Origin of the sequence: Brachyspira alvinipulli ATCC 51933, assembly GCF_000518245.1 — a bacterium.
Taxonomy (GTDB): Bacteria; Spirochaetota; Brachyspiria; order Brachyspirales; family Brachyspiraceae; genus Brachyspira; species Brachyspira alvinipulli.
Map to the genome: position 1 here is coordinate 1 of NZ_KI912404.1, position 26,471 is coordinate 26,471.

At 25.1% G+C, this 26,471-nt stretch carries 29 protein-coding genes; 6 read left to right on the forward strand and 23 right to left on the reverse strand.

Translation table 11 applies throughout. From position 1 onward, the window contains the following. Positions 1 to 189 precede the first annotated feature (189 nt). The 9 genes from cas2 to T324_RS0110155 form a co-directional block, all read right to left on the reverse strand. Positions 190 to 474 carry a CRISPR-associated endonuclease Cas2 gene (cas2, locus tag T324_RS0110115; protein ID WP_028330148.1) on the reverse strand — a complete coding sequence of 95 codons (285 nt, stop codon included), beginning with the start codon at positions 472 to 474 and terminating at the stop codon, positions 190 to 192. Between the two features lie 2 nt (positions 475 to 476). Further along, positions 477 to 1,469, reverse strand: a complete 993-nt coding sequence (gene cas1b, locus T324_RS0110120; RefSeq protein ID WP_028330149.1) for a type I-B CRISPR-associated endonuclease Cas1b — start codon at positions 1,467 to 1,469, stop codon at positions 477 to 479. Positions 1,470 to 1,483: 14 nt separating this feature from the next. After that, on the reverse strand, positions 1,484 to 1,987 hold the full coding sequence (locus T324_RS0110125) for a CRISPR-associated protein Cas4 (protein ID WP_028330150.1): 504 nt from the start codon (positions 1,985 to 1,987) through the stop codon (positions 1,484 to 1,486). 3 nt (positions 1,988 to 1,990) lie between these two features. Next, the gene (locus T324_RS0110130) at positions 1,991 to 4,297 is read right to left on the reverse strand and encodes a CRISPR-associated helicase/endonuclease Cas3 (RefSeq protein ID WP_028330151.1); all 2,307 of its coding nucleotides are present in this window, start codon (positions 4,295 to 4,297) and stop codon (positions 1,991 to 1,993) included. 19 nt (positions 4,298 to 4,316) lie between these two features. Continuing rightward, positions 4,317 to 5,054, reverse strand: coding sequence for a CRISPR-associated protein Cas5 (cas5, locus tag T324_RS0110135; protein ID WP_028330152.1), 738 nt, complete (start codon positions 5,052 to 5,054; stop codon positions 4,317 to 4,319). Then, positions 5,044 to 5,958 (reverse strand): type I-B CRISPR-associated protein Cas7/Cst2/DevR, encoded by a 915-nt coding sequence (gene cas7i, locus T324_RS0110140; protein ID WP_028330153.1) that lies wholly within the window; start codon positions 5,956 to 5,958, stop codon positions 5,044 to 5,046. The genes cas5 and cas7i overlap by 11 nt, the downstream gene beginning before the upstream one ends. Continuing rightward, complete coding sequence (locus tag T324_RS0110145; RefSeq protein ID WP_028330154.1) at positions 5,958 to 7,709, reverse strand: Cas8a1 family CRISPR/Cas system-associated protein; 1,752 nt, start codon at positions 7,707 to 7,709, stop codon at positions 5,958 to 5,960. The genes cas7i and T324_RS0110145 overlap by 1 nt, the downstream gene beginning before the upstream one ends. Positions 7,710 to 7,735: 26 nt before the next feature. Further along, positions 7,736 to 8,509: a CRISPR-associated endoribonuclease Cas6 gene (gene cas6 / locus T324_RS0110150; RefSeq protein ID WP_028330155.1), complete on the reverse strand. Its 774-nt coding sequence runs from the start codon at positions 8,507 to 8,509 to the stop codon at positions 7,736 to 7,738. A 185-nt stretch (positions 8,510 to 8,694) separates the two neighbouring features. Then, complete coding sequence (locus T324_RS0110155) at positions 8,695 to 9,681, reverse strand: CobW family GTP-binding protein (RefSeq protein WP_028330156.1); 987 nt, start codon at positions 9,679 to 9,681, stop codon at positions 8,695 to 8,697. A gap of 134 nt (positions 9,682 to 9,815) precedes the next feature. Between T324_RS0110155 and mnmL the strand changes: the two genes are divergently transcribed. From mnmL to T324_RS0110175, 4 genes are all read left to right on the forward strand, one after another. Next, positions 9,816 to 10,754 (forward strand): tRNA modification radical SAM protein MnmL/YtqA, encoded by a 939-nt coding sequence (mnmL, locus tag T324_RS0110160; protein ID WP_038375212.1) that lies wholly within the window; start codon positions 9,816 to 9,818, stop codon positions 10,752 to 10,754. A 109-nt stretch (positions 10,755 to 10,863) separates the two neighbouring features. After that, positions 10,864 to 11,754, forward strand: coding sequence for a fumarylacetoacetate hydrolase family protein (locus T324_RS0110165; protein ID WP_028330158.1), 891 nt, complete (start codon positions 10,864 to 10,866; stop codon positions 11,752 to 11,754). A gap of 88 nt (positions 11,755 to 11,842) precedes the next feature. Next, positions 11,843 to 12,583: a PP2C family serine/threonine-protein phosphatase gene (locus T324_RS0110170; RefSeq protein ID WP_028330159.1), complete on the forward strand. Its 741-nt coding sequence runs from the start codon at positions 11,843 to 11,845 to the stop codon at positions 12,581 to 12,583. A gap of 16 nt (positions 12,584 to 12,599) precedes the next feature. Beyond that, positions 12,600 to 13,100, forward strand: coding sequence for a DUF4234 domain-containing protein (locus tag T324_RS0110175; RefSeq protein WP_038375213.1), 501 nt, complete (start codon positions 12,600 to 12,602; stop codon positions 13,098 to 13,100). Positions 13,101 to 13,103: 3 nt separating this feature from the next. Here T324_RS0110175 and kdsB read toward each other — a convergent pair whose 3' ends face one another. From kdsB to T324_RS0110190, 3 genes are read right to left on the reverse strand one after another with little or no spacing between them, the layout of a single operon-like run. Continuing rightward, positions 13,104 to 13,877, reverse strand: coding sequence for a 3-deoxy-manno-octulosonate cytidylyltransferase (gene kdsB, locus T324_RS0110180; RefSeq protein WP_028330161.1), 774 nt, complete (start codon positions 13,875 to 13,877; stop codon positions 13,104 to 13,106). Position 13,878: 1 nt separating this feature from the next. Then, entirely contained in the window at positions 13,879 to 14,364 is a 486-nt protein-coding gene (locus T324_RS0110185) for a PTS sugar transporter subunit IIA (protein WP_028330162.1), read from the reverse strand. 24 nt (positions 14,365 to 14,388) lie between these two features. Then, complete coding sequence (locus T324_RS0110190; RefSeq protein ID WP_028330163.1) at positions 14,389 to 14,781, reverse strand: hypothetical protein; 393 nt, start codon at positions 14,779 to 14,781, stop codon at positions 14,389 to 14,391. Positions 14,782 to 15,129: 348 nt separating this feature from the next. On the opposite strand from T324_RS0110190, the gene T324_RS0110195 reads away from it, so the two are divergent. Beyond that, positions 15,130 to 16,719 (forward strand): arginine--tRNA ligase, encoded by a 1,590-nt coding sequence (locus tag T324_RS0110195; protein WP_028330164.1) that lies wholly within the window; start codon positions 15,130 to 15,132, stop codon positions 16,717 to 16,719. Between the two features lie 67 nt (positions 16,720 to 16,786). On the opposite strand, the gene T324_RS0110200 is transcribed toward T324_RS0110195, so the two are convergent. Further along, complete coding sequence (locus tag T324_RS0110200) at positions 16,787 to 18,196, reverse strand: alanine/glycine:cation symporter family protein (RefSeq protein ID WP_028330165.1); 1,410 nt, start codon at positions 18,194 to 18,196, stop codon at positions 16,787 to 16,789. A 79-nt stretch (positions 18,197 to 18,275) separates the two neighbouring features. Beyond that, positions 18,276 to 19,478 carry a tetratricopeptide repeat protein gene (locus tag T324_RS0110205; protein WP_028330166.1) on the reverse strand — a complete coding sequence of 401 codons (1,203 nt, stop codon included), beginning with the start codon at positions 19,476 to 19,478 and terminating at the stop codon, positions 18,276 to 18,278. Positions 19,479 to 19,589: 111 nt separating this feature from the next. On the opposite strand from T324_RS0110205, the gene T324_RS0110210 reads away from it, so the two are divergent. Further along, entirely contained in the window at positions 19,590 to 20,429 is an 840-nt protein-coding gene (locus T324_RS0110210; protein WP_156920170.1) for a bifunctional 5,10-methylenetetrahydrofolate dehydrogenase/5,10-methenyltetrahydrofolate cyclohydrolase, read from the forward strand. 39 nt (positions 20,430 to 20,468) lie between these two features. Here T324_RS0110210 and T324_RS17750 read toward each other — a convergent pair whose 3' ends face one another. From T324_RS17750 to T324_RS0110255, 9 genes are all read right to left on the reverse strand, one after another. Continuing rightward, positions 20,469 to 21,035: a 4Fe-4S single cluster domain-containing protein gene (locus T324_RS17750; protein WP_028330168.1), complete on the reverse strand. Its 567-nt coding sequence runs from the start codon at positions 21,033 to 21,035 to the stop codon at positions 20,469 to 20,471. A 1-nt stretch (position 21,036) separates the two neighbouring features. Continuing rightward, positions 21,037 to 21,447 carry a hypothetical protein gene (locus T324_RS0110220; RefSeq protein WP_028330169.1) on the reverse strand — a complete coding sequence of 137 codons (411 nt, stop codon included), beginning with the start codon at positions 21,445 to 21,447 and terminating at the stop codon, positions 21,037 to 21,039. After that, a complete protein-coding gene (locus T324_RS0110225; RefSeq protein ID WP_028330170.1) occupies positions 21,444 to 21,650 on the reverse strand; it encodes a DUF2997 domain-containing protein in 207 nt (68 codons plus the stop codon). Before T324_RS0110225 ends, T324_RS0110220 begins: the two co-directional genes overlap by 4 nt. Positions 21,651 to 21,733: 83 nt before the next feature. Next, positions 21,734 to 22,171: a hypothetical protein gene (locus tag T324_RS0110230; protein WP_028330171.1), complete on the reverse strand. Its 438-nt coding sequence runs from the start codon at positions 22,169 to 22,171 to the stop codon at positions 21,734 to 21,736. Next, on the reverse strand, positions 22,135 to 23,064 hold the full coding sequence (locus T324_RS0110235) for a hypothetical protein (protein WP_028330172.1): 930 nt from the start codon (positions 23,062 to 23,064) through the stop codon (positions 22,135 to 22,137). The genes T324_RS0110230 and T324_RS0110235 overlap by 37 nt, the downstream gene beginning before the upstream one ends. A 47-nt stretch (positions 23,065 to 23,111) precedes the next feature. Next, positions 23,112 to 23,762, reverse strand: coding sequence for a hypothetical protein (locus T324_RS0110240; RefSeq protein WP_028330173.1), 651 nt, complete (start codon positions 23,760 to 23,762; stop codon positions 23,112 to 23,114). Then, positions 23,755 to 24,315, reverse strand: a complete 561-nt coding sequence (locus T324_RS0110245; RefSeq protein ID WP_028330174.1) for a hypothetical protein — start codon at positions 24,313 to 24,315, stop codon at positions 23,755 to 23,757. Before T324_RS0110245 ends, T324_RS0110240 begins: the two co-directional genes overlap by 8 nt. An 88-nt stretch (positions 24,316 to 24,403) precedes the next feature. Next, positions 24,404 to 25,114, reverse strand: coding sequence for a hypothetical protein (locus T324_RS0110250; RefSeq protein WP_028330175.1), 711 nt, complete (start codon positions 25,112 to 25,114; stop codon positions 24,404 to 24,406). Between the two features lie 374 nt (positions 25,115 to 25,488). Further along, positions 25,489 to 26,319 carry a hypothetical protein gene (locus tag T324_RS0110255; RefSeq protein ID WP_028330176.1) on the reverse strand — a complete coding sequence of 277 codons (831 nt, stop codon included), beginning with the start codon at positions 26,317 to 26,319 and terminating at the stop codon, positions 25,489 to 25,491. Positions 26,320 to 26,471: the final 152 nt, after the last annotated feature.

Consider the following 26,471-nt stretch of genomic DNA (forward strand, 5'->3'; position numbering starts at 1 on the left):
TATTTTTACATTCCAGTATGGATAGATTAGAAACCCGTAAATTTATTACTATTTTATAATTTATACTGTTAAATTGCTAATATGCAGCAAAGCATAATGATAAAACAGCTAATAAACATATTTTTGCTCAAAATCATCTGTCGATAAAGCTTTATTTTGTAATAATAGTATATCGACGATAAACATATTCTATATAAAATTAGATGTATTGTCAATACTTTCTTCTACTAAAAATTCTTTATCAAGCCACTTTTCATTACGGCTTTTAAAAACTATACAAGAATCTTTTTCTTTTCTTAATATGTCAAAGAGCTTATTTTTTAATTCCAAATACTGTACCTTTGAGAGTTCTCCCTCAAATACAGATTTTTGTATATGATTAAGATATGCCTTGCAAGTTTTAAAAACTGTTCTTGCAACTTTAGCACCATCTTCATCGTCTGTTTGTATATCATAAACTAATATTAAATACATATTTACCACCATATTGCAAAAGGTTTATATTCTTTTTCATTAAGCAAATGTTTTGATATTTTATATAATTCCAATCTAATCAAATGCTTATATGATACATCTTTATTTAAACTTCTATGTTTTATTGTGGTTTTTAATCTGTTTTCTAATTCATCCATTATAGTTTTTAATGCTTTATCTTTAAGCCTTAAAAAATTACTTTCTTTATCAAAATCATTTTCATTTATCATATTTTTATTTAATAATGAAAATATAAGTCTGTCAACTATTAATGGTTTAAAAATTTCAGAAACATCAAGCGATAAAGAAAATCTTTTTACTGATGGTTCATGTAAATAACTTATAGTTGGATTCAATTGTGTTTTATAAATTTCAGATAATACTTTTGTATAAAGTACAGAGTTTAGAAAACTTATAAGAGAATTTACCATATTATCTGGAGGACGTTTTACTCGCTTTTCAAAATCTATTTCCTGATTAATTATTTTTTTCCAAGAACTATAATAAACTTTATGAATATTTCCTTCAATACCCATTATTTCATTAATATTATAATAATTTTTTAAATTTAGTTTTAATTTTTCTATACTTTCAATTTCTTCTTTTAAATCACGTCCTCTATTATCATAATATTTTAAATTCCTTAATATATTATCAGCAGCCCCATAAACAAATTTTTTAGCTAATAAACTTCTTTTATCATAATCACTATAATGCATAACCTGCTGAACAAGTAAATCTCCAGAAACTAATTTTTCTCTAGGATAAAAACTTCCAGCATAAAATTCATAATAATTAAAAAAATGAACACATATACCCATTTGTGATAAAAAATTAAGCAGTTTAGTATTTATTGTTACTTCAGAAAAAACATAAATATCATAAATCACTTCTATAGGCAAATCTCTTTTTTCTCCGCTTGATTTTACAAACTGCAAAGTATTGTCTTTTCTTTTAAGCTCTCCGCTTGAAAATAAATAATAAGATTTACTCATAAAAATAATTCCTCCTATATGTAGCAAAACTCATAATAAGCACATTTTTTACATGCTCTTATATTTATAGTTTCTGGAATATCATTACTTTTTATAATTTTGTTTATAAGTTCAATCCGCTCTAAAATATTTTTATTATCATCTTCTTCAAGTAAAACTTCCTCTTTGTATCTTTTTGAAGGAATATTTAATTCTCCTTTTATATCTTCAAATCCACGCTGCTTTAATATGAATAAATAATATTTAATTTGATTAATGGCCATTTGTTTTTCTTTATCTGATTTTTTTATTTCATGCACAATATTATCTTTTAAAAAATCAATATTTACTTTATTATCTATCATAAAATTATGCTTTTGATTTGTATAAGTATTTTCATCAATAAACTTTCCAATCTGTACAAGCTCGCTTTCAGATTCAAAAGATAAGTTATGATAAGAAAGCCATACTTTTCTCATACATAAAAAACTATAAGAATAAATTGTACCTGTAACATAATTTATATTTTCATTATTCATAATTTATAAAAACCTGCTGTCAATATCAGCCTCATCATCTATATCATTTGACAAGCCCATATCATTATCATATTTTAACTGTGTTATATAAATATGGTCTAGTTTGTCATTTGAAATTTTGATGTTGCAGTATTTATTAAAATAATAATGAACACCCATAGTGTATTGCATTATATCTTCTAAAATATTTAATTTATCTTCACCGAAACTATTATCATATTCTTCAAATATTTTATTTTTTTCTAATTCTCTGTAAAATTTTTGAGGCATTACAGTTATGCTGTTAATATTTCTAAACTGTTCTCTTGCTTCTTCCTGCTTTAATCCGTTAATTGGAAAATTGGTAAGTGTATTAATATTTTCTTCTATAGTTTTATAATAATTGCTTTCATCTTGTTTTAATTTATCTACATCATAAACTTCATTAATATATTTTTGCTTATCCTCTTCTAAAAATATTTTATTATCATATTCTTTTATACTTTCAACAGAATATTTATATATTTGACTTTCATATACATGAGGAACACCTATTTTGGTATTATAAATAAATATATTAGGTTCATTTTTATTATATATTCTGTCTCTGTAAACTCTCCCCATTCTCTGAAGCAGACTGTCAGCTGATGACATATCAGTATGAAGCTCATCAAAATCTATATCCAAACTTGCCTCCACTATTTGAGTTGATATCCATATTCCGTAAATTTCTTCTCTTTTATTAATATCATTAGGAGCGAATTTTTTTATTTTCTCCTCTTTTTCTTTTCTCTCTTTCATTATAAATCTTGAATGAAGGAGATCAATTTCAATATTTTTATTTTCTTCTTTAATTAAGTTTTCTAATTTTTTATAAACCGTTTGAGATTGTTTTACCGTATTGCATATAACTAAAACTTTTTTATTTTTTGCACTTTTTAATATTTTCTCATAATCAAATTCTTTTTCATCGATAAGCTTTATAAAATGTCTTTTGATTGTATTTCCTTCTCTGTCTTTTTTATAAAAAGTTTTTATTTCTGCTAAATTTTCTTTTCCTATAGTTTTTTCTAAAAAATGACTTACTATTGGAGGAAGAGTTGCTGTCATTATTAAAAATTTACCTCCCAAATCATTTACAACTTTAAGGCCAAAAATTAAAAATGCTATAATATCGGGACTGTATGACTGTATTTCATCAATAATTAATTTGCTGTATTTCAAAGTAGCCGGAAATTTTTCTGTACCTAAAGATTTAAACACAAAATAAAAAAGCTGATCCACTGTGCATATAATCATAGGATAAACAAAATGTCTTGTTTCTATATATTTAGTATTATAATCATCTTCTTTTTCTTTTTTCATCATCATTTTAGAATCAGAGTGAAGAAAACTTATTTTATTTTTTTCATAATAATTATTTTTTATTCTCTCATAAATAGCATTAATTGATACTTTAAGAGGAAGCGTATAAAAAGTTTTTGACTTACCAGCCCAAAGCAAAGCCCCTTCAGTCTTGCCTATTCCAGTAGAAGCTATGACAATAACATTTTTATCCTGATTATCTAGCATATATTTTTGGCATTCATTGATATTAGAATAAAACTCTTTAATTTTATTTTCAATATTTTCTTTAGGATCAAAAGGCTCAAGCTCTAAAGCATCAATCCCCATTTGTTTTTTATTATACAAATAAGTACTTGCGGCATAATCAAGCTTGTTTAACATTCCTTTCACAACAATAAATTTCAGCCAGAAATCATATACATATTTTGGTTTTAATTGAAATATATTATTTATTATTTTGTTATTTATAGTGCCATCAGATGAACAGTATTCTATTCCATAATTTTTACCATTAATTTTTAAATCACTTTCTATTATTCTTTCAAATATTTCGCTATCTTCTAAATCGAATTCTCTATTATGATGATTGTATATTGAAGTTGTGAGTATTTCTAAATCATGATAATCAAAGTTGTATTTTTTACTCAATTCATCCTCATTTATAAAACAGCAGCTTAGTATACCATGTGGAATGTTTTTTATGTTTTTATATTCTTTATAAAATTTTTCAAGATTTTTATTTTCTTCAAAATGCATATTGCTTTTTTTATACATATCTTTTTGAAATCTATAATTAACTTTTCCTAAATCATGCATTTCACAAGCAACTTTTATTAAATCAATTTCTTTTTGTTCAAATTTATTTTTATACTTTGATAGGAAATCTTCAAATAAATCTATTAATCTTTTTGTATGTACTTCTAAGGATTCAGCATTATAGTAATTTTTTTTAGAAGATTTAGCTAAATATTTATTTTTGTTCATATATTTTAATCCCAGAAAATTATGCTAAAAATACTCCTGTATTTTCTTCAGGATCTTTATATACATTTTTAGCAAATCTTATTTTGTTGGCTCTTTTTTTTATGTATTTTACTTTTACTTTTTCTTTCCATTTTCTTGTGCCAGATGAAGTATCAAATACTTTATTAAGTAAATATACTGTTCCTGTTGTGTTATCTTCTTCTCTAAAATATTCTAAAGGTATATAGGCATCGTATTTAATATTTGTAATGTTTGTTTCTTCTATATCAATAAATTTGATTGTATTTGTATGAATACATAAAATATCTTCATGACGACCTAAAGCAGGATATACATAAGGTCTTTTTAATCCGTTTAATATAGTATCAAATAAATCATCATTTTCTGGTACTATGTGAATAAGTAAATTAACATCTATCAGTAGTTCTGATACTCCTGTACCTCTAATTAATCCAGTTTGTTTATTTTCATTCTTATTTAGAATAGCGAAATAATCTCTATCGCTTTCACATTTATCAGGAGTAAAAAAATATCTTGTATATAAATCAGTATTAATACTTTCACTTATTCCCTGAATACTTAATTTCATAGGCATATATTCACCATTTTGACAATTACAAATTTTATGTATCATACCTATTACACTGGAATATGGAGGAAGTTTAAAAGTTTCTTTGAAATCGAAACTAGCAGGACGTCTATAATTAGGCATATTTTGATAACATTCAAATTTAATGGCTTTAAGTTTATTGCTCATAGTATTTATCTACCTCTTGGCATAAATAGTCAATTACATCAGATACACTTACGGCATTTAATTCTGTTTTTATTTCTTCAGTATTTGAAAATATTGAATCTATTATTCCACATTTCGTTTTATTTTTTATTTCTTCATCAAGTTTTAAAACATCTTTTATAGTTTTTATTTCCAAATTATTTTTATTAACTTTTAATCTGTTTTCAAAGAAAGGATTTTTTATATTATAAACTCCTCCTATTATGAATATAGGACTTAAATTTTCTCTCCTTCCTCTTATATCTCTGTATAAGAACTTTAATACATTTAATAAATCTTTGATTCTTTTTGCTTTTTCTTTATTATCTATTGCTATTTCTTCTATATCTGGTTCTTTCCCTTTATTAATTTTTTTTACTACTTTATCAATACCAACTTTATCTAAATCTATAGTTACAGTATAGGTGTAATATGATCTATGTATTTCATTTTGAACTAAGGCATTATCAAAATCAGCTCCTCTTTTTTTAGCAATTCCCATATTATTGAGAAAATCTAAATCAGAATTGTAACTTTCTAAAGCAACCGCATTACTTAATCTAACAACTGCATTTCTAGTATTTGAAGAACCATTCACACTATTCTTTCCAGTTTTCATATATCCAAATAAATCTATTTCTGGACTTTCTTTTATAGATGTATTCATTTCAAATTGTACAACTTTATCAGCATTAGAAACTTTTGTATTGTCCCATTTTAACTGTTCTATTATGTTATATCTTAATGCCTGTCTTGATATATAACTGTAACTGTTTCCATCTCCTCTGCTTAATCTTTTTAATGCTGAAAAGTTATTAGCTCCTTCTCCATAATTTGCACTTTGTGCATCAAAAATAATACTTAATGTTAATCCTTTATTTTCCATTATTCTTCTCCTTCATTGTTATTTTCTTGATTTTCTGTTTTATCATAAAAAGCACCTTTAAGACCGAAAATATAAGCATTGCCTATATTTTTGAAATCTTCATCACTTATAAAAATTCTGCTTAATATATTTGGTATTGGTAAATTAAGACCAGTATAAAGTCTTGCTATATTAGTAGAAAATAAATTTACATTTGATGTACTTACAGCATTTATTAACTTATATACTAATCCTCTTAATTTATTATCAGCTTCTTCATTATTTTTTTTATCATCGGTTTCAATATTACTATTTTTCTTAATTATCTCTTTTCTAACATCATACCCTGATTTACAGGCTATGTGTGCATAATTAGTTTTTTCACTCATATTATTCTCCTTTAAAGTTTCTTTTGCTATTTGTATTTTTAATATGTTAAATATTGTATTTATAGAATAAAATATTTTATTATTATTTCCTTCTTGCTTGTTATCAATATTTTTTAGCAATGTTAATATTAAATTATATTGATTTCTATTATTTAAAATATTTTCTATACACTCTTTATAAATATTTAATGACTCATCTTTGCCGTATTTAAGATAACTTTTTGATATTTTATTTAAATATTTATCAGAATTTTTTATAATTTTTAATGTATCTTTTGAAATTGTATTAAATGAATATTTTGTACTATCTCTTATTATTACTTGTATAGAATCAAGTTCTTTAGTTTTTAGTTCTAAAGCTCTATTAATCATTGTATTATATGCAACGTAATTAGCAGTATTATTATCTGATTCTTCCTCTGCTTTTAAAGGACTGTTCATAGATATTATGGAATCTATGCTGTCATTATCATTTATAAATGCCATTATATTTTTTATATTTATAAATCCTATAGGGGCACATGAGTAAATCATATAGCATATCGGACAAATGAATACATCAGAATTGCAATTCCAATAAACAGAACTTTTCCTTTCTTTTGCAATTCCAATATCTATTAAAAAAGCCATATCTAAATCTCTATTAGTATTTAAATTGCATATTATACATTTATCATTATAATTGTTTTTGTTATTTAATTGGATTACATATTCTTTAATTTTAATATAATAGTCATTTATTGGTTTTATCAAATCTGTATTTTTTTGTATGTAATGTCCATTAATAGAAGGGTTATATCTTAAAAAATATATATTGCTAAATATTAGACTAAATTTATCATAAAATATATTGGATATATATAGATAATATCTTAACTTTTCATTACTATTTATATATAAAACTATTTCTTTAAAGTTATTTTCTTTATTGTTTTTATTGGATTGATAATTTGATAATAATTCTTTTATTTTATTATCTTCTAGTGTATCGGCTATAGTAATCAAAGTTGTTCTTTTTAAAAAATTATCATATTTTTTTAAACTTTCTGAATCTGTTTTATTTGTATTTAATATTTGATATAAAGTAGTATTCTTATAAAATTTATTATAAATAGTTTTTAAATAGTATTTTGGAAAATCTAAATCTAATAAAAATTGTTTATTAACATATAGAGTTTGACCTTCAAAATAGTAATCTTTTTTGTCTTCTAAACTTTCGCCTTTTTTAGCTTTTGATTCTTCCAGCACTTCAATAAATCCAACAACTCCAGCATTGAAAAGAAAAGTATCAAGATTAATTTCAAAATATTCGTTTTCAAGTTTATTGTTTTGGTTGTCTTCTAAATTTAGTTCAAGCTGATTAGATTCTTTTGTTTTTGCCATAATAAAAATTCCTTAAATGTTAAAAATCATAAAACCTCAAATAATCCGAAACCCTCGCTTCGTCTGCTTCCTATTCCTGTTTTGTATAGATTGTTTAGCAGAGTGATGTCGCCTTCCAAACAGAATTTTCCAAAAGAGGCACTTATTAAATTTTCTTTGAATGGAACTACCGTTGTTTTTGATTCTTCCTGTATAATATTGCCATCACTGTCAATCATTCTTACAGGAGTTAATTTTATTTCAGAGCTTTCAAAATTAAACTCTTTAGCAATTCTTTCTACTGACTGATTTAATAGTGAATTAAATTTTTCATCTTTGAACGTTAAGTAAGTATCTTTATTTGTTTCTCTGTTATGATTTCTCAGTATTAGAGGGCTTAAAAATTTTATTAATATTTTATTTTTGTTGATAACTTTCTCATTTTGCATTGTTATTTTTCTTAATGTCATTACAATACCGCTTTTTGTGTTTTCATCCTTAGGATATTTTTTATTAAGCATGCTGTTGAAAGAGTTATAAAGTTCAATGAAAATTTTATTATCAAATATTGATAATGTTACATCTATATATGTTTTATCATTATCATTTTTTGCAATTTCTATGTTATTATCATTGATTTTAGCATCAGGTAAAAATACTCCGAATGTAAATGCCTTCATTTTTGCATTTTTATTATAAATGTTATCATAAGTACTTTTATAATTTTTTTCTAATGCATGTTTAATAAAGCTTATAATTGTTAATCTGTATTCTTTGTTTATAATATTGCTTTCTAATTCAAAATTAAGATTTATACGCATAGAATGTCCTTATACTGTATAAAGATATGTAGTTATATTTAAATAATATAGTAAAAAGAGATACTATTGTCAATGAAAATTAGAATTTTTTATAAAAAAATATAGTGTAAATATTTATTCTTTTTTTTGAAGAAAAAATTATATTTTATTGTAAGATATAATAAACAATATATAGTTCTTAATTATCAATTATGATGGCATTCATTATTATGGTGATGATGATGTTCTTCTTTATGCTTTATATTATCTCTGTAAACAGGCTGAAACTCTTCTCTTAAAAGTTTTCTATTTAAATCTTTACCAATAAACACTATTTCAAGTTCATCATTTTCATTAGCTCCGGTAACAGCATACCTATCACCAACAATATCATATCTTAAATAATTATTTCCGCATTTAATAAAGCCTTTAGATCTGGCAACAAATCCGAATCTTCCATGTACAATATCTTCAAGCAAAGTCATAAATTTATTTTCATTTACAACAGAACATCCTTTCATGCTTATAGAATCAGGCATTTCTTCATTTTTAGAATTTTCTAATTCTTTTACAGCATACTTTTCATCTAAAAAAGATTTTAAAATACTCTCCCACCAATCTTTACTTTTATTGGAATAATGTTCATCCAATATTTCTATATTTTCTAACGATACATTGTTTTTTTTGATTAAGAATTGTATTTTTTTTATAAGCTCTTCTGTTTCATATTTTTCTTTAGACTCCATTTTTGAAATTATTATTTTTGAAGTATTTAAAATTTGATCAACATAAATATCATCATAAGAGTTAACAAAAGAATCAAAAGCATTTCCATCTATAATAGTTATAGGTTTAAGAAGCATAATTCTGTCATATTCAATCTGCTTTATATTGTTTATTATATTACTAAGTTTAGCAACACCTGTAGGCTCAACTATCAAATACTCAGGATCTAAAGAGTTTGCTATAGTTAAAATAGAACTTGCAAAATCTTTTTTCATTGTGCAGCATACACATCCTTCTGTAAGCTCCCAAATATTCATTCCTTCATCTTTAAGCATATTAGAATCTATATCAACATCTCCGTATTCATTTTCCATTACAACAAAATCTCTTTTTGTCTTATTAGCCATTTCTTTTATTAGAGTAGTTTTTCCTGCTCCTAAGAATCCGGAAACTATAAGTATTTTCATTTGATATGCTCCTAATAACCATTATACTTTTATTATATAATAGTTTATTTATTAAATCTAGTTTTAATTTATATATTAGAATTTTATATTTTTTATGATATACTAAAAATAAAAAAATTAATAAAGAAATGTATATGGAAAACAAAAAGACTTATTATTCTTTTTCAGATTATGTAAAAAATAAATTCGGAGTTAAAGTAGGTAAAATTTCTATAGATACAGATTTCGGATGTGCACATAAAGCAAATAACGGAGGATGCAGATTCTGTAATTTAAATAGTTATAAACCTCCTTATGTGATAGAAGAAAATATTGATAGCCAATGGATTAATGGGGTAAAAAATTATAGAAATAGATATCAGAAATTTTATGCATATTTTCAGTTAGGAACTCCATTATCTCCATTAGCCTCAAAAGAATCATTAATGTATGCAAATAAACTTATTCATTTTGAAGACTGTGTAGGTCTTATGTTTGGGGCTAGAAGTGATATGATTGAAGAGAATGTATTGAAAGAACTCAATGATTTATCTGTTTCATTCAATAAAGAGATTTGGCTTGAAATGGGGCTTCAGTCATCTAATGAAGAAACTTCAAAATTTATAAATAGAGGACATGATTATAACTCTTTTGCTGAAATGGTTAATCATATAAAAACAGTTTATCCGAATCTAATAATATGCACACATGTAATATTCGGTCTTCCAAAAAGGTTGATTGAAGATAAAAAACTTATAGAACTTGAAACTAAAGATGATATGCTTAAAACAGTTAAAGATATATCTATTCTTAAAGTAGATGCTGTTAAATTCCATCAGCTTGATATAGTGAGAGGTTCTTATTTTGAAAAACTTTATAATGAATACACTTTTCCAACTATAGAAGAAGATTTTTATATAGAACTTATGTCGGAAGCATTATCAATAATTAGAAATGATATAATAATTGCACGTTTGGTAGGCGATAGTTTGGGAGATACTTTAATAGCACCAAAATGGAAAAAATCTAAAGGTGAAATACTTAATCTTATAACAAAAAGAATGCTTGAAAGAAATATTATTCAAGGGAAGTAGAATGTCATATTGAAAAACATCGATAAATTGATTATAATATAAAGAACACTATTAATTAAAAAACTTAATATCATTTTCTGATATTATAAAATACTATGGAGACATTAAAATGAAATTCGTATCTTTCGTTGAATGGAATAATACCGAATCTGTAGGTATCTTAAGTAAAGACGGCAGCAAAGTAATAGCTATAAGTGAAATAATACAGGATTTTAAAGTATCCGAAAATCCAATGATTCAGTTAATTAAAATGATGAATGATGATATACTTAATAAATTAAAGCATGCAGAAGAAAATTTTACTCATGCTTATTCTATAGAAAATGTTCAAATACTTTCTCCTATAAGAAAACCTATACATGATATTATATGCGTAGGTGTTAATTATAGCGATCATTTAGGAGAGATAAAAAAAGATATGAAGGATTTTAAAGAAGTTAAAGCTCCTGTTTATTTTTCTAAAAGAGCTTTAGAGATTATAGGACTTGGAGATAAAATTAAAGCAAGATTTGATTTAGATGAATGCCTTGATTATGAGGTTGAGCTTGCAGTTATCATAGGAAAAACAGCAAAAGACATAGAACCTGATAAAGTACAGGATTATATATTTGGATATTCTATATTTAATGATATATCTTCAAGAAATATACAAAAAGATCATTCGCAATGGTATAAAGGTAAAAGTTTAGATTCATATTCGTCTATGGGACCATGTATAGTTTATAAAGATGATTTAAAACTTCCTTTAAAACTAAATGTTAAAAGCATTTTAAATGATGAAGTAAGACAGTCTTCAAATACAGAATATATGATACATGATATAAATTATTTAATTTCTGATATATCAAAAGGTATGACATTGGAGGCTGGGGATATAATTGCAACAGGCACTCCTGGAGGTGTAGGAATGTCTTTTGATCCTCCTAAATATATGAAGCATGGAGATAAAATAACATGCTTTATTGATGAAATAGGGGAGCTTGTAAATTTTGTAGATTGATTATTTTTTCTTAAATTGCTTGATAAAATTCCGCAACTACCTTATTATTGCACACACATTATTATTTAAGGAGAATGAAGTATAATTTATGAATATATTTACTTTTACAAATAAAGGTGCTAACACAAAAATAAATACAGATACTATTTTGTTTAACAGCGAGGCAATATCAGGAAATCCTATTATAATTAGCGAACAGAATAATTATTCTCATTTTTTAAATGGTATAGAAGGTATTGCGGTTTCTCTTTTATCAGACGGACTTGGAGATACATTTGCTTCAAAGTTGGCAGTTAATATATATAATGAAAATTTTTTAGATTTGCTTGAACTTGTAGGCGAGCAAGAAGTTATGAATTGGATAATACATAACTTTATTAAATTAGAAGTTACAGCTTCAAGAGAATCTGCAAATGATAAGGAAAAATCTATGGCAGGTGCTTCTATTGCCGGAGTTTTATATCATAAATTTGCAGGAGCATTTGTATTTAATGCAGGGGATTCAAAAGTTTTTGCTTCAGATAATAAAAGAGTTATTCAAATAAGCAGAGATCATATTGTAGGAAACGCTTTAGAAAATTGTGCATGTGCCGGAGGCGGACATTATATTACTATTGAAGGAGCTAGAAGAAATAGAAGACATAATTACTTTATAGCTTCTAATTCTATGATTGATCTTTTATCAGAAAAGTACGAAAATGCTGAAGCTGGAATTAATGATATAATGAATTCTTCAAATACAGAAGAAGCTTTAAATAAATTAAAAAAATTATCAGAAGCAAGCAATGATAATATAAGTGCTATAGGATTATTCAATTTATTTGAGTAATAAGCAAGGATTAAATATGCAGGGAAAAGGAACTATAAGATCAATACCGATGCTTCTTGCTTTGAATGTTGTAACATGCGGATTATATTATATTTATTGGATATATCAGACTTCTTATGAAATAAAACGTTTTACAGAAAAAGATAATTTGTATCCAATTATAGATGTACTTTTAGGAATAGTTACATGCGGGCTTTATTTCAAGTATTGGTATTATAAATATGGAAAAATAGTTTATAAAGAAATGCCTTTGAAAGTTGGAATGAATAATACAGAAGATAAAACTTTAGCTCTTGTAATTATAGATATTGCAGTTTTTTTGATTTACTTTTTTAATTTGATATTTAATTCTGCTGCTATTCTTATAGCTTATTCTCATGTTGAATCAGTATCAGATTATATGGGACTTTTAGGTAATTATTTTAGGCTGCTTCCTTTAGGGTTAATATATTCAGTAAATATATCATCTCTTATAATGCAGGATAAACTTAATAATATTTGGAAAAAAGCAGATTAAATATTATTTATATAAATTTTCATTTTTTAATTCGCTTGAAGCAAAATTTCTTAAATAGCTTTGTACTATTTCTAAATCTTCCATAGTATCTATGCCGTGTATGAATTTTTTTGTTTCAAGCACCTTTATTTTCATTCCATTATAAAGCCATCTAAGCTGTTCTAATCTTTCTATATTTTCGTATTCGCATTCTGGTAAATTTTCTATTTTTAGAAGTACATCTTTTCTAAAAGCATAAACTCCAATATGCTTATAATATTTAACCTCTATATTTTGATCAAATCTTTTATGCGGTATAGTAGCACGTGAAAAATACATAGCATAATTATTTATATCGCAAACTACTTTAACAGCGTTTTCATCTTTTATTAAAGGGCTTTCATCATCAATTTTAGATTTTATAGTAGCTATATCAACATTTTTATCTTCAAAAGAATCTATAATAGGATTTAATATAGTTTCATCTATTAAAGGTTCATCACCCTGCACATTAATTACTATATCGCAGTCTATCTTTTTAGCTACTTCAGTTATTCTTGAAGTTCCAGAAGTATGTTCTGAAGAAGTCATTACTGCCTTGGCATTATTTTTTTCGCATATATCCATTATTTCTTTTGAATCTGTAGCTATTATACAATCATCAATTTTTTTAACGGATTTTACATTATCATAAACATCTATTATTATAGGTTTTCCTAATAGTTCATAAGTTAATTTTCTAGGAAATCTTGTAGAACCATATCTTGCTGGTATTATGGCAACAACTTTATTTGACATATTATTTGCCTCCTAATGTATCTGCTGATATATCTTTTAATTTCGATTTAAATTCTTCTATATTTTTTGATTCTAATAATACAACAGGATACATAGTCATTCTTGATATTTTGGTAAACAATGAAAGAAGATTAAGATATTTATCATTGCTGTTTTTGTTAGTTAAAAACATAATAAGCAAGTGTACCGGTTTTTTATCAAGAGAAGAATAATTAAGTCCCTTTTTTGAAATAGCAAATATAATATCATTATCTTCCACTTCGTTAGTTCTTACATGCGGAAAAGCAACTCCATATCCCAATCCGCTGCTTATTATATCTTCTTTTTTATACATAGCTTCTATAGTTTGTGCTATGTTTATTCTTAATCCATTAGACTCAGCATATATTAACATTTCGCTAATAGCTTCATCTTTATTAGTTGCTTTTAAATCTAAAATTACATAGGATTTATCTATATATTTTGTTACCTCATTTAATGAAATCATATATTGCCTTCTTTTAATTAAATATTAAACCTCAACATTAAAGTTATTTTTTAAATATTCTTTCATAGTATATTTTTTTTGTATAAGTTCTAAAGTAATATTTAAAGGGTATATTGTATTATATTTTTTAAAACTTATTCCTATAGATTCATCATCTAAATCTATTCCTCTTGAAACAACCCAATTTCCATTAAAGTTCATTCTTATTACTTCACCTATATAGGCACTTATAGAAAATATAAAATTTCTGTTATTATCATTTTCTAATACTAATCTTAGTTTTTCTTGAAAAAATTTGTCTATTTCTAATAAGCTTTTTAATGTATAATCAGTGTGATATCCTTCACGCATTAAAAAATTGCTTATCCAATTAGACGATCTTGAAAGTTCCTCTTGCGGTAAGATATATTTTGACATAATGTTTATCCTTATATTTAATATATATTTTTTTTATAATATGTCAAATTTATTTTTATATAATATGACTTTTAGAAAAACTATATCATATATTTACAAATATTTTTATTTTTTTGTGATAATAAATTATATGAAATAATGGATGTTTATATATTAATGTGTAAAAATCGCGACATATAAAACATTTTTTATTAAAATATGATATTTTTAATTATGAAATAAGTATATGATATATCAATATTTATCATAATGTTATAATTGTATGATAAATTTATTATAAATTATGCTTGCAGAAGTTTTAATCTTTGATATACTTTACTATATTAAAATTTATGAAATGGAGAGTATATGCTAAAGAAAGTTGTCTCAAATATCTTAAAGGAAGCATTAATTGATTATTTGAAGGGTACAGATATAAAAGAAGTTGATTCTTATATAGAGATTGGGTATGCCTCAGACAACAGGTTTGGTGATTATGCTTGTCCTGTTGCTATGCGTTTGTCTAAAATATTAAAGAAAAATCCTATGGAAATTGCAGAATCTATAGTAGAAAAAATTGATAAAAGATTTTTTGAAAGGGTAGAAATTGCTAAGCCTGGATTTATAAATATGACATTATCTTATGAATATATAAATGATTGTATAAATGATTTAATAAATAATGATAATTACGGCAGAAACACAGTAGAAGAAAAAAAGAAAATAATGGTTGAATATGTAAGTGCAAATCCTACAGGTCCTTTGCATATAGGTCATGGAAGATGGGCTGCCATTGGAAGTGCTTTATCAAATATTCTTAAATATGTAGGACATGAAGTTTATCAGGAATTTTATGTTAATGATGCTGGAGAACAGATTACCAAATTGAATGAAAGTGTTCAGGCTGTAAGAGAAGGCAGAGAAATTCCAGAAGACGGATACCATGGTTCATATATATATGAGTTAGCAAAGAAAGAGGGAAATCCTAAAGATTTAATATTAGAAGATCAAAAAAGACTATTAGAAAGATTTGGAACTTATATGGATAATTATGCTTCCGAACTTGCTATACGTGAAAGCGGCGAATTAGAAAAAACTATGGATTTCTTAAAAGAAGAAGGATTATTATTTGAGGAAGATAATGCTTCTTGGTTTAGAAGTACAAAATATGGTGATGATAAGGACAGAGTAGTTAAAAAAAGTAATGGAACATATACATATTTTGCTCCAGATATAACTTATCATAAAAACAAAATAGATAGAGGATATAAAACTTTAATAGATATATTGGGTGCTGATCATCATGGTTATGTTCCTAGAATTACTGCGGCAGTTAGAGCGGTAAGTAAAGATACTGCTAGCTTAAAAGTTATATTAGGTCAGTTGGTAAGGCTTTACAGAGGGAATGAGATTGTAAGAATGAGTAAGAGAACAGGAGATATGATAAGTTTAGAGGATGTAATAGATGAGATAGGAGTTGATCCTACAAGATACTTCCTTCTTATGCGTTCCTATTCTAGTTCTTTAGATTTTGATTTGGAGCTTGCTAAAAAGAAGGACAATGATAATCCGGTTTATTATGTTCAATATGCTTATGCTAGAGTTTGTAATATATTTTTCAAACTTAAAGAAAAAAATCTTTCCTATAATGAATCTAAAGGTTTCGATATAGAAAAAATAGCGAATGAAAGTTCTTTAAAATTAGCTAAAATACTTCTTAGATTTCCAGATGAGATTTATGAATCTTCAAAGTCTTTAGAAGTTTATACTATTCTTAATTATACTTATGATGTGGCAAGTGCTTTGCATAAGTTCTATTATGATAATATAGTATTAGAAGAAAATGAGGCTATAAGACAGGAGCGATTAACCTTAGTTAAGGCAGTTAAAAAGGTATTAGGAATATGTTTTGACATAATAGGAATATCTAAAATAGAAAGAATGTGGCTTGATGAATAATAAAAAATATTCAAAATATAAAGGGACTCAATAATTTGAGCCCCTTTTTTATTATTAATAAATTATATTAATTATTTTCATTCCATTGAGTTATAGCATCATCATTAGATAATTCTGCTATAGAGTTTTTATTAAATGTAGGTTCCCTATGTTCTTTTAATTTACTAACATAATGTCTTGCAAGCAAATAAACAGGCTTATTAAGTATTACTATAATTATTATGTTAAGCAATGCCATAAATCCCATAAACATATCTCCTGCTCCCCATATAGTTTTGAAATCAGCTAATGATCCAGCGAATACCATGGCTATTGTCATAAGTCCTACTATTATATAAGAAATTGTATTATCTTTTAAAGCAAAAGCACCTGTTTTGATATAGAAGAAATTACCAAGTATAGAACTATATGAGAAAAATAATATACATACTGTAATAAAGTAAGAGCCAAACTTTCCTAAATGTGATTCCATAGCATATTGAAATAAATTAATACCTTCAATATCTTTTACTACCTTCATAGCTTCCGGAGATAATAAAAGTATAAATCCTGAAATTGAACATATTAATAAAGTGTCAGTAAATACAGAGAACATTTGTATAAGTCCCTGTTTACATGGATGAGAAGAATGAGCGGCAGCTGCAGCATGAGGAGCACCTCCCATACCTGCTTCATTAGAGAATAATCCTCTTTTTAATCCATTAGAAATAGTTGTTCCTATAGCACCTCCAAAGAATGCTGATGGTTTGAATGCTTGTACAAATATACTTTGAAATACAGAAGGTACAGATGTAATATTAGTAAAAAATATATAAAGACCTATAAGTATATAAGGTATAGCCATAACAGGAACTATAAATACGCATGCATGAGTTATAGTATCTCTTTTTTTAGAAAATAATATTAATCCAGTAATAACTATCAATGCTATAGCTGTATATAAATAAGGAATATTATATTTTGATAAAGCATTTGATATAGTATTAGCTTGAACTCCATTAAATGTTGTATAAGTAAATATCATACATATAGCAAATAAAGCTGCTAAAATTGGTTTTTTTAATCTGCTTTTAATATAGAAAGAAGCTCCTCCTATAAATTTGCCTGATGAATCTTTCTCTTTATAAAGCTGTGCTAATGTACTTTCTGTAAATGCTAAACTTCCGCCAAGTACAGCCATTATCCACATCCAAAATAAAGCACCAGGTCCTCCTGCAGAAACTGCAGCCATAACTCCTGTAATATTTCCTGTTCCTACTCTTGAAGCTGTGCTTATACAAAAACTAGCAAATCCTGAAACACCATCTCCTTTTTCATGGGTTGATAATAAAAGTTTTAATGCATGTATTGAATGTGAAACTTGTATACCTCTTAATCTTAATGTGAAAAAAATTGAAACCGCAAAAAATACTGCTAACAGCAAATACCCATACATTACCCCATTTGTTGTGTTAATTATTAGATTAATAATTTTCATTATACTTATCCTGTTTTTATTTATTTTTAATTGTCATTATACAATAATATTTATTTTTTTAAATTATATTTTTATTTTATTAATTAAAACTTTCTAATATTTTTTTTACTTCATTACGTTTTTTTATGTATTTATCATACATAACAGCATCAGGTTTAATATTGTTAATGATGTATAGTTTATAATTAACAGCATCAAATAATTTTGTATAATAAATTTGAGCGTTATATTTATCACCTAAATTATTATATATTTCAGCCAATTCTTCTAATACTTCATCATCATTTTTATCAATATTAATAATTTTTTCTAAATATTCTATTACTATATTTCCGTTTTTATTCATATCTCTTTTCAATAAATAAACAGCATCCTTTATTACATCTGTATCTTTATCATAAATATTTATAGACGTTTCATAGTATTTTGAAGCATTTTTATAATCATTTTTTAATATGTATGCATCAGCAAGTTTATAATAGTAATAGTAATTATTTTTTAATTCAGCTGCTTTATAATAATTTTTTATACTTGAATCTATATCCTCTTCGGAAGCATTAACTTTATATTTAGTATAATATAAACATCCAAGAGCATATAAAGAATAATGATTATTTTTACTTAAGTATTTATTTATATTATCAACAACAGTGTTTATGCTTTTTAAGTCATCTCCTTTGATCATTAAATACTCTAAATAATCTATATTAAAATAAATATTGTCCTTATAAAAATTAAAAAATACCTCATATAGTTTAGCATCATCTGATTGATAATCATTAATTATATTATTTACTTTTTGAGTGTAATATCCTATAAGAGAGGTATATTCATTTTCTTCTATAGTTTTTAAACTTGCTGATACAGAAGAATAATCATATATATCTTTAAGTATTTGATTAACAGCTTCAAATAAATTTTCTTCTTTTGCAAATACATTTCTTTCAAGCCATTCTCTTGGCTTTTCTTTATTAAAAATTACATAATTAATTATAAATCCATTTTGGTATTGATAAATATCATAAGTAATTGATATATCAGCACTATTATTTAATGTTAATTCTTTTATCCTTGATTTTATAGTTTTATAATCGTTTTCTTTTATAAATTTATTAGGCAGTATATCAATATTGAAATATAAGAATATATTTTTTTTTAATAAGTCATTTACAGCATACAGCATATAATTTGCAGAATAATCTGTTTCAAAAATAATTATTCTTTTTTGAGAGAATGCTGAAATATAGAATATAATAAATACTATCAAAATCTTTTTTATCATAGGTAAATAATATACAATATAAATCTTTAAAAATCTATATAAATATTTATCTAATCTTGTATTTTATTTATTAACATTATATTATTAGTAAAAATTTATTATATGGAGATTATAATTATGATCTTAGACGGAAGAGAGTTGTCAAAAGGAATTAAAGAAAATATTAAGAAGAGGGTAGAAGAGCTTGATAAAAAGCCAAGGATAGATTTTTTATATTTTGAAAATGATAAATCTACAGAAGTATATTTTACAAGAGCAAAAAAGCAGGCAGAAAGTGTAGGAATGACAGCATCTCTTCATAATCTTCAAGAGAATACAACAGAGGCTGATTTTTTAACATTAATAGAATATTTAAATAAAGAAAAAGAAACAAGCGGAATAATAGTTCAAATGCCTTTGCCTAAGCATATAAGTAAAAAGAAAGTTTATGAAACAATATCTCCTGAAAAGGATGTTGATGCTATATCTCATATTAATTTGGGAAGAATATTTATGGGAGAAACTGTACTTTCACCATGCACTGCTAAAAGTTCTATTGCATTAATAGAAAAATCAGGAGTAAAAATAGAAGGTGCTAATGCTGTTGTTGTGGGAAGAAGCGAGATTGTAGGAAAACCTCTTGCTCATCTTCTGCTTCAAAGATCTGCTACTGTTACTATAGCGCATTCAAAGACTAAAAACTTAAAAGAGATTTGCAGAAATGCTGATATATTATGCGTATCTATTGGAAAAGCAGAATTTATAACTGGAGAATATATAAAAGAAAATGCTGTAGTTATAGATATAGGAATAAATGTACTAGAAGACGGTTCTTTAAAAGGAGATGTTAATTTTGAAGAGGCTTCAAAAATAGCTTCAGCAATTACTCCTGTACCAAATGGTGTTGGAAGCGTTACTGTGGCAATGCTTTTAGATAATTTGCTTTATCTTCATAGTAAATATCATTCTTAAAAATAAAAAATAATGCATGATTAATTGAAAAGTCATGCATTATTTTAATATATCAAAGAAATCATCCGGATATCCGTACATATTTACTTTTCCATTTTCATCAATTTCTATTTCAACATAAGTTCCATTTACTATATCTTCTTTTTTATATCTGTCTGTTAAAAACTCCATCATTTGATTATCAGAACCGTAAAGATGATTATTGATATTTCTTTTCTCTTCAATATATCTTCCTGATATTAGTATATCAGCATAGGACATTACACTTTTTTTACTGCTATTTTCAATTTCTTCTTTCTCATAGCCTGTATAGAGAATAATGCCTATATTTAATTCTTTTATTAAATGCAGTAATTTGATAGTTTCTTCAAGCTGATCTAAAGGCTCGCCTCCAAGTATAGTAACATTATTAATGTTATATTTAATTATTGATTCTTTTATTTGTTCAATTATTTTTTCTATGCTTATTTCTTCTCCGCCTTCAAAGCTATGCATAGAATAATTCCAGCATCCTTTGCATCTTAATTTGCACCCTTGTGTCCATATAACAAAACTGTTTCCAAATCCATAAATGCTTGAATTATTATTAATATGTGCTATACGCATATTATCTTACTTCTCTAACCAAAGTAAGCTGTATTTTATTTTCTTTTTTTACTTCCATTACTCTGTAGCCTTTTAATTTTGCCTTTTCCATAATAGCTTTTTTCTGTGATTCTATAAACTCTAGTCTTTCTCTCTCAAGTCTCTCTTTTTCTTCCTGAAGCTTTCTTTCATAAACATTATTGTAGGATACTTCTAATTTTTGCAGAAATGAAGATATTTCATTATTATAACTGTCATAGTTTAATACATATTTGCCATTAACTAATTTAAAATATCTATTTCTATATTTATGCAAAGAAGGAATATAAATTTTATCGTTTTTTAATTCATATTGATATCCGCAGTTTTTAAGTGCTTCTAAAAGTATTTCTTCATTGATAAAAGGTGTAGTAGTCTTTACTAAACAGCTCATTGAATGCCTCCTTTTAATGTATTTTTCTGCTGAATGTTAATTTTTTGATTAAATTCATCTGTTTTTTTAATTTCTTTTATGTTGGAAAGTTCGTCTAATAAGGCATTAACCTCATCTAAACAAGCCTCTCCCTTTATACCGTCAGTTTTTACATTGAGGCTTCCGTCCTCATTGATAGTTATTGTTATTCTTTCTTCTCTCATAAAGTTACTCCTATTATTGCTAGCTATAAACTCGCTTTAAATTATCCGTTTATAACTTAAAAATTATTTATAACATTAATTTATTAATTAATGTATTCGATATATTTAATATCCTCATCATCACCCATTATAAAAGCTAAAGAAGATTTATTATGCTTTTTATAATAGGCATTTCTATATATATTATTAATATGTTCTATGATTTTATTAAACTTTTCTTTATTTTCAATTGTGCTGTTAAGAATAGCATCAATCTCTTTGCATGATTTTTCATAATCTTCTTTAATAGCATGCTCAAAATTTTCTACAAGCAATAATATTTCTGTTAATTTTGCTTTACATTTACTTAAATATTCAGTGTATGTATCATCATCTATATTTGTACTAGTATTATAATACTGTTCGTCATTATTAACTTGATTAATTTGCATTTCTTTTATACTTTCATTTTTTTCTGATTTATCTGGAATATTCGAAAATAAAATTATATAATCTTCTCTAATCTTTCTAATCCTACACATAGTGAAATCCAATTTACACTGTTTTGCATATTTTCATCTAAATTATTAAATATCTTAATAAGATATTCAATTTGAAAAGCCATAATACATTCTAATATTTTTAGGAATACATATTTTTCTATTTGAGAGGTTAATTTATTATAAATTTCATTTGAAGGATAACCCATATGATGATAATCTATATAGTTTGTAATATCATAACCTATTTCTTTTTCGGTAAAAATGTATAAAAATGACTCTCTATTCATATTTAATATTACTCTAAGCATTTTTATAAACTCAATATCTTTAAACTCTTCATTCTTTTCAAACTCTTCAAAAAAATATATTCTTTTTTCTTCAGGAAGTTTATAAAGCATGTTAAGAAGTTTTTCATTATTCTTATTGTTAAAATTATATTTATATAATGTAGTAATTCGTAAAATAGCATTATCTTTTATTTCAAAAATTACTTCAGAAACTATTGCTAAAAGCTCAATTATTTTTTTATCTATAAAATATCTTAATATTCTTTTAAATCTTCTCCATTCAGAAAATTTATCTAATTTATCATTATATTGAGGAAGTATATTTTTTATTTTATCAAAATCTGAATAATCATATAATATTTCTTCAGAATTAATATTATTAAAAATAATGTCTAATAATTTCTCTCTTTTATTATCATCTAAATATTTTAAAATATTTAAAAATTCAATTTTATTTTTTTTACTTTTTAATTCATTGTATATACTTTCAAATCTTTCTTTATGATTGTCTAGCATATTTGAATAAATATCTTTTTTTTTCAAAACAAGCATTAATGCATTTTTATCTTCTTCTGAGAGAGTATTTATAAAAGTTTCTCTCTCGGTTTCTGGCAAGCTGTAATACATATCCTCATAAAAAGCCATATTAAAGAACTCCAAAATAAATATTTTTTATTATATATAATAAGACTTTATAACTCAAATTGTTTAATAAACTCATTAGCATTTATTTTCTCTATATAAATAATATCTTCTTCATCATCGATTATAAATGCAAGAGATGATTTATTATTTTTTTTATAGTATGCACTTTTATAAAGATTATTAATATAATCTATAACCTTGTTAAATTTTTCTGTAAATTCATTTAAACTTTTTGTGCCTTTCATCGTATTAAAATCTTCTTCCAAACTTCTTTTTAAATCCAAGTATGAGTCTTCATAACTCTTTCTTGAAGCATAATCAAAATCTTTTATTATATTTGCTATTTCCTCTAATTTTAATCTGCATTCATCTGCTGAAGAATTTATTTTTTCTTTAAATCTTTCTATATCTACAGTTTCTTTTTTACCTTCATCTTTTTTTACTTCTTCATTTGTTTCATTGTGATTTACAATATCATTATAATCAATAGTTGAATCTCCGTACATAATATCATTGGTTATATCGTCTATATCATCAGCTATACTATTTAAATTATCTGCTACTGTATTGGCAAGCTCTTCAATATTATCAATAAACTCCATAAAATTATAGTAGGTACTTCTGTTAGTATTGCTGAAACTGTTAAACTTATCTTTTAAATCATTAATTACTTTATCAAAAGAAGTATTATCACTCATTAATGCCTCCCAATTTTATATAATCAAGATTTTCATCATCATCCATTATAAAGCTTAATGATGATTTATTATGCTTTTTATAATAAGCGCTTTTATATAGATTATTTACATACTCTATAATTTTATTTAACTCATCAGCATTCTTTACATATTCTAAACTTTTTTCTAAATCAGTACAAGAATATTCGTAACTTTTTCTTGAGGTATAGTCAAAGTTTTCTATTAATTCTCTTATCTCTTTAATTTTATTTTTGCATTTATTAATAATATCAATACTTATATCTGTTTTTATTTCTTTGTTTTGTTTTATTTCTTTTTCTTCTTTTTTATCCTTCTCTTTTAGTACATTATTTTTGTTTATTTTTTCTGGTGCATTATTAATATTTTTTGATGATGTTCGTTTCCTTCTATATACTCTATCCGATACCCTATTTACTTTATTATTTCTCTTGTTTTCTGGTTTTTCTATTTTTTCATTTAAAAACTGCAAAGTATCTTCAAACTTTTCATCAAAGCCATCAACAGCATCAACAATAATGTCAAAAATGCTCATAAAAATACCTCAATATATTTAATTTATAATACTATTATAATAAATATCTATGACAAAAAATGACGCAGTTTTTTATTTTTTATATTTTTTAATCAAATACTTGTATTTGACCATTGTTGTAAAAATAAGATTCCAAAGTAAATATATATTTTGATTTGATGTTCATTTCACTAGCTGCAGTATCGCTTTGAGTTAATGGTATTTTTTCTAAATCATTGAAAAATATTTTTTTAGATTCATCTGTTATTTTAATATATGTAAAAAATTTTTTTCTTTCTTCTTCATAAGATAATAATTTTTTTATAGCTTTTTCATTTAAGCCTATAGTAATTGTATTGCTTGGTTTATATATGCCAAGATTTTTTTCGTATTCTATAGTTATATAATCAATAAAATGATGAAGTAAAAATTCATAAGACCAATGCGTATCGCTTAGTTTGCGGATAGAAGGCTCTAACTCAATACAGGTTAAATTTACTATATGCATGCAAATAACATTATATATGCTTGGATTATCTCTGAAATAACCATATCTTGTATACATATCATTATAGTTAAAAACTTTTTGTTCTACCAAAAATGAAGCAAAAGCACTTGCTTTTGTGTTTATACAAATAATTGTTTTTTGATTTTCATAAGTGATATTGAACTCTATATTTTTATAACTGCAAAATATCTGTTTAGTGTTTTCTTTTTTATAAGCATTAAAATCTAATTTATGCATAGTATCTAAAAAAACATTTTCATTTATATCAGTATAATCTAAATCTATATTATATCTTGAATCATATTTTCCCATTTATATTTTATCTCCTATTACTCTTATATATACTAAAAATTTTTAAGTTTACTAATTTTTTTGTTGTTCTTTTTCCCGCTGCAAAAAGAACCAAAAAGTGCAAATGTAAAATTAGTATTAAACAGTACTAATTATATTTTATATGTAGGATAAATTATTAAATTTAAGCTAAAATGCAGTCTTTTTGCTTCTTTGGGTCACCAAAAGAAGTGGGGGCTTGGGGCAAAGCCCCAGATATTAAAACAAAAATATAACTTTATTTTTTGACAAAGTATATTTCTTTAGGTATATAAAAAATTACTCACCAATAAGCTCTAGCAACTTCCTTTGTCAGTTGCTAGAGGCTCGTAATTTTTTGTTATTGCTATTCTCTTTTAATAGCCTCTGTTTTCAAGTTTTATCTGTGAACCATGCACAAAGCCATAAATTGCATCTTTTCCGTCTTTAGCATTTGGAGGCATATAATATACTTCAATCCAGTTTTTTTCCCAATCACTGAATTTACCGTGAACATCAGCTTCCAATAAAAGTCCGCCATTATTAATCATATCGTTTTTCAAAATTTTACCTATTATTTTTCCATTTGCTTTATCTCTTATATTCACATAATCATCTTTAGAATTATATTCAAGAGTACCATAATAATTTCTATTATTATAATTATCTTTAGTAAAATACTCTGTTTTAATATCTCCTAATAGTTTAAAATTTACAAGCTCTCCATAAGCCTCTCCTCCTGCTTCACCGGCTCCGTAAAAATGATAATTTCTAATTGTAACTTCAGCTCTTACAGCAGCAGCACCTAAAAATCTTTTATTTTTTAAAGGTTCTGGTAATTTTACTTTAATATTTTCTAATAAAACACCGAAATTCCATCTTCCAAATTCTACATCATCATCTAAATACTCTAGACAATATGTACTAAATAAAAAAGGCAGCCCAATATTATTATCAGGATGAAATCTTAAACCACTATAAATAACCCAACCATCACAATTATCAGTTCTTTCCAACACTCCTGTTAATGTAATTTCACCGCTAAAATAAATTTTGGAAACAGAATAAGTGTCGTCAATATTTTTAACTTTAAGTGTATTTTTTGTTACTTTACCATTATCCCTTAAAAGTTCAGAAAAATATGCCTTATCATGCTCATATGCCCATAATAAATTAATGCTTAAAAGAAATAAAATAATTTTTTTCATTGAATAACTCCTGTTAATATATATAAAAAATTACTCGCTCGCTTTGCGTGCCTTTGGCAATAAGCTCTAGCAACTTCCTTTGTCAGTTGCTAGAGGCTCGTAATTTTTTATTCTGTTGCTATGCTCTTTTAATAGCCTCCGTTTTCAAGTTT

What these genes read in the sequence shown, in the direction of transcription:
- cas2 (WP_028330148.1), bottom strand. Translation starts at nt 474, where the DNA reads ATGTATTTAATATTAGTTTATGATATACAAACAGACGATGAAGATGGT.
- cas1b (WP_028330149.1), bottom strand. Translation starts at nt 1,469, where the DNA reads ATGAGTAAATCTTATTATTTATTTTCAAGCGGAGAGCTTAAAAGAAAA.
- T324_RS0110125 (WP_028330150.1), bottom strand. Translation starts at nt 1,987, where the DNA reads ATGAATAATGAAAATATAAATTATGTTACAGGTACAATTTATTCTTAT.
- T324_RS0110130 (WP_028330151.1), bottom strand. Translation starts at nt 4,297, where the DNA reads ATGAACAAAAATAAATATTTAGCTAAATCTTCTAAAAAAAATTACTAT.
- cas5 (WP_028330152.1), bottom strand. Translation starts at nt 5,054, where the DNA reads ATGAGCAATAAACTTAAAGCCATTAAATTTGAATGTTATCAAAATATG.
- cas7i (WP_028330153.1), bottom strand. Translation starts at nt 5,958, where the DNA reads ATGGAAAATAAAGGATTAACATTAAGTATTATTTTTGATGCACAAAGT.
- T324_RS0110145 (WP_028330154.1), bottom strand. Translation starts at nt 7,709, where the DNA reads ATGGCAAAAACAAAAGAATCTAATCAGCTTGAACTAAATTTAGAAGAC.
- cas6 (WP_028330155.1), bottom strand. Translation starts at nt 8,509, where the DNA reads ATGCGTATAAATCTTAATTTTGAATTAGAAAGCAATATTATAAACAAA.
- T324_RS0110155 (WP_028330156.1), bottom strand. Translation starts at nt 9,681, where the DNA reads ATGAAAATACTTATAGTTTCCGGATTCTTAGGAGCAGGAAAAACTACT.
- mnmL (WP_038375212.1), top strand. Translation starts at nt 9,816, where the DNA reads ATGGAAAACAAAAAGACTTATTATTCTTTTTCAGATTATGTAAAAAAT.
- T324_RS0110165 (WP_028330158.1), top strand. Translation starts at nt 10,864, where the DNA reads ATGAAATTCGTATCTTTCGTTGAATGGAATAATACCGAATCTGTAGGT.
- T324_RS0110170 (WP_028330159.1), top strand. Translation starts at nt 11,843, where the DNA reads ATGAATATATTTACTTTTACAAATAAAGGTGCTAACACAAAAATAAAT.
- T324_RS0110175 (WP_038375213.1), top strand. Translation starts at nt 12,600, where the DNA reads ATGCAGGGAAAAGGAACTATAAGATCAATACCGATGCTTCTTGCTTTG.
- kdsB (WP_028330161.1), bottom strand. Translation starts at nt 13,877, where the DNA reads ATGTCAAATAAAGTTGTTGCCATAATACCAGCAAGATATGGTTCTACA.
- T324_RS0110185 (WP_028330162.1), bottom strand. Translation starts at nt 14,364, where the DNA reads ATGATTTCATTAAATGAGGTAACAAAATATATAGATAAATCCTATGTA.
- T324_RS0110190 (WP_028330163.1), bottom strand. Translation starts at nt 14,781, where the DNA reads ATGTCAAAATATATCTTACCGCAAGAGGAACTTTCAAGATCGTCTAAT.
- T324_RS0110195 (WP_028330164.1), top strand. Translation starts at nt 15,130, where the DNA reads ATGCTAAAGAAAGTTGTCTCAAATATCTTAAAGGAAGCATTAATTGAT.
- T324_RS0110200 (WP_028330165.1), bottom strand. Translation starts at nt 18,196, where the DNA reads ATGAAAATTATTAATCTAATAATTAACACAACAAATGGGGTAATGTAT.
- T324_RS0110205 (WP_028330166.1), bottom strand. Translation starts at nt 19,478, where the DNA reads ATGATAAAAAAGATTTTGATAGTATTTATTATATTCTATATTTCAGCA.
- T324_RS17750 (WP_028330168.1), bottom strand. Translation starts at nt 21,035, where the DNA reads ATGCGTATAGCACATATTAATAATAATTCAAGCATTTATGGATTTGGA.
- T324_RS0110220 (WP_028330169.1), bottom strand. Translation starts at nt 21,447, where the DNA reads ATGAGCTGTTTAGTAAAGACTACTACACCTTTTATCAATGAAGAAATA.
- T324_RS0110225 (WP_028330170.1), bottom strand. Translation starts at nt 21,650, where the DNA reads ATGAGAGAAGAAAGAATAACAATAACTATCAATGAGGACGGAAGCCTC.
- T324_RS0110230 (WP_028330171.1), bottom strand. Translation starts at nt 22,171, where the DNA reads ATGTGTAGGATTAGAAAGATTAGAGAAGATTATATAATTTTATTTTCG.
- T324_RS0110235 (WP_028330172.1), bottom strand. Translation starts at nt 23,064, where the DNA reads ATGGCTTTTTATGAGGATATGTATTACAGCTTGCCAGAAACCGAGAGA.
- T324_RS0110240 (WP_028330173.1), bottom strand. Translation starts at nt 23,762, where the DNA reads ATGAGTGATAATACTTCTTTTGATAAAGTAATTAATGATTTAAAAGAT.
- T324_RS0110245 (WP_028330174.1), bottom strand. Translation starts at nt 24,315, where the DNA reads ATGAGCATTTTTGACATTATTGTTGATGCTGTTGATGGCTTTGATGAA.
- T324_RS0110250 (WP_028330175.1), bottom strand. Translation starts at nt 25,114, where the DNA reads ATGGGAAAATATGATTCAAGATATAATATAGATTTAGATTATACTGAT.
- T324_RS0110255 (WP_028330176.1), bottom strand. Translation starts at nt 26,319, where the DNA reads ATGAAAAAAATTATTTTATTTCTTTTAAGCATTAATTTATTATGGGCA.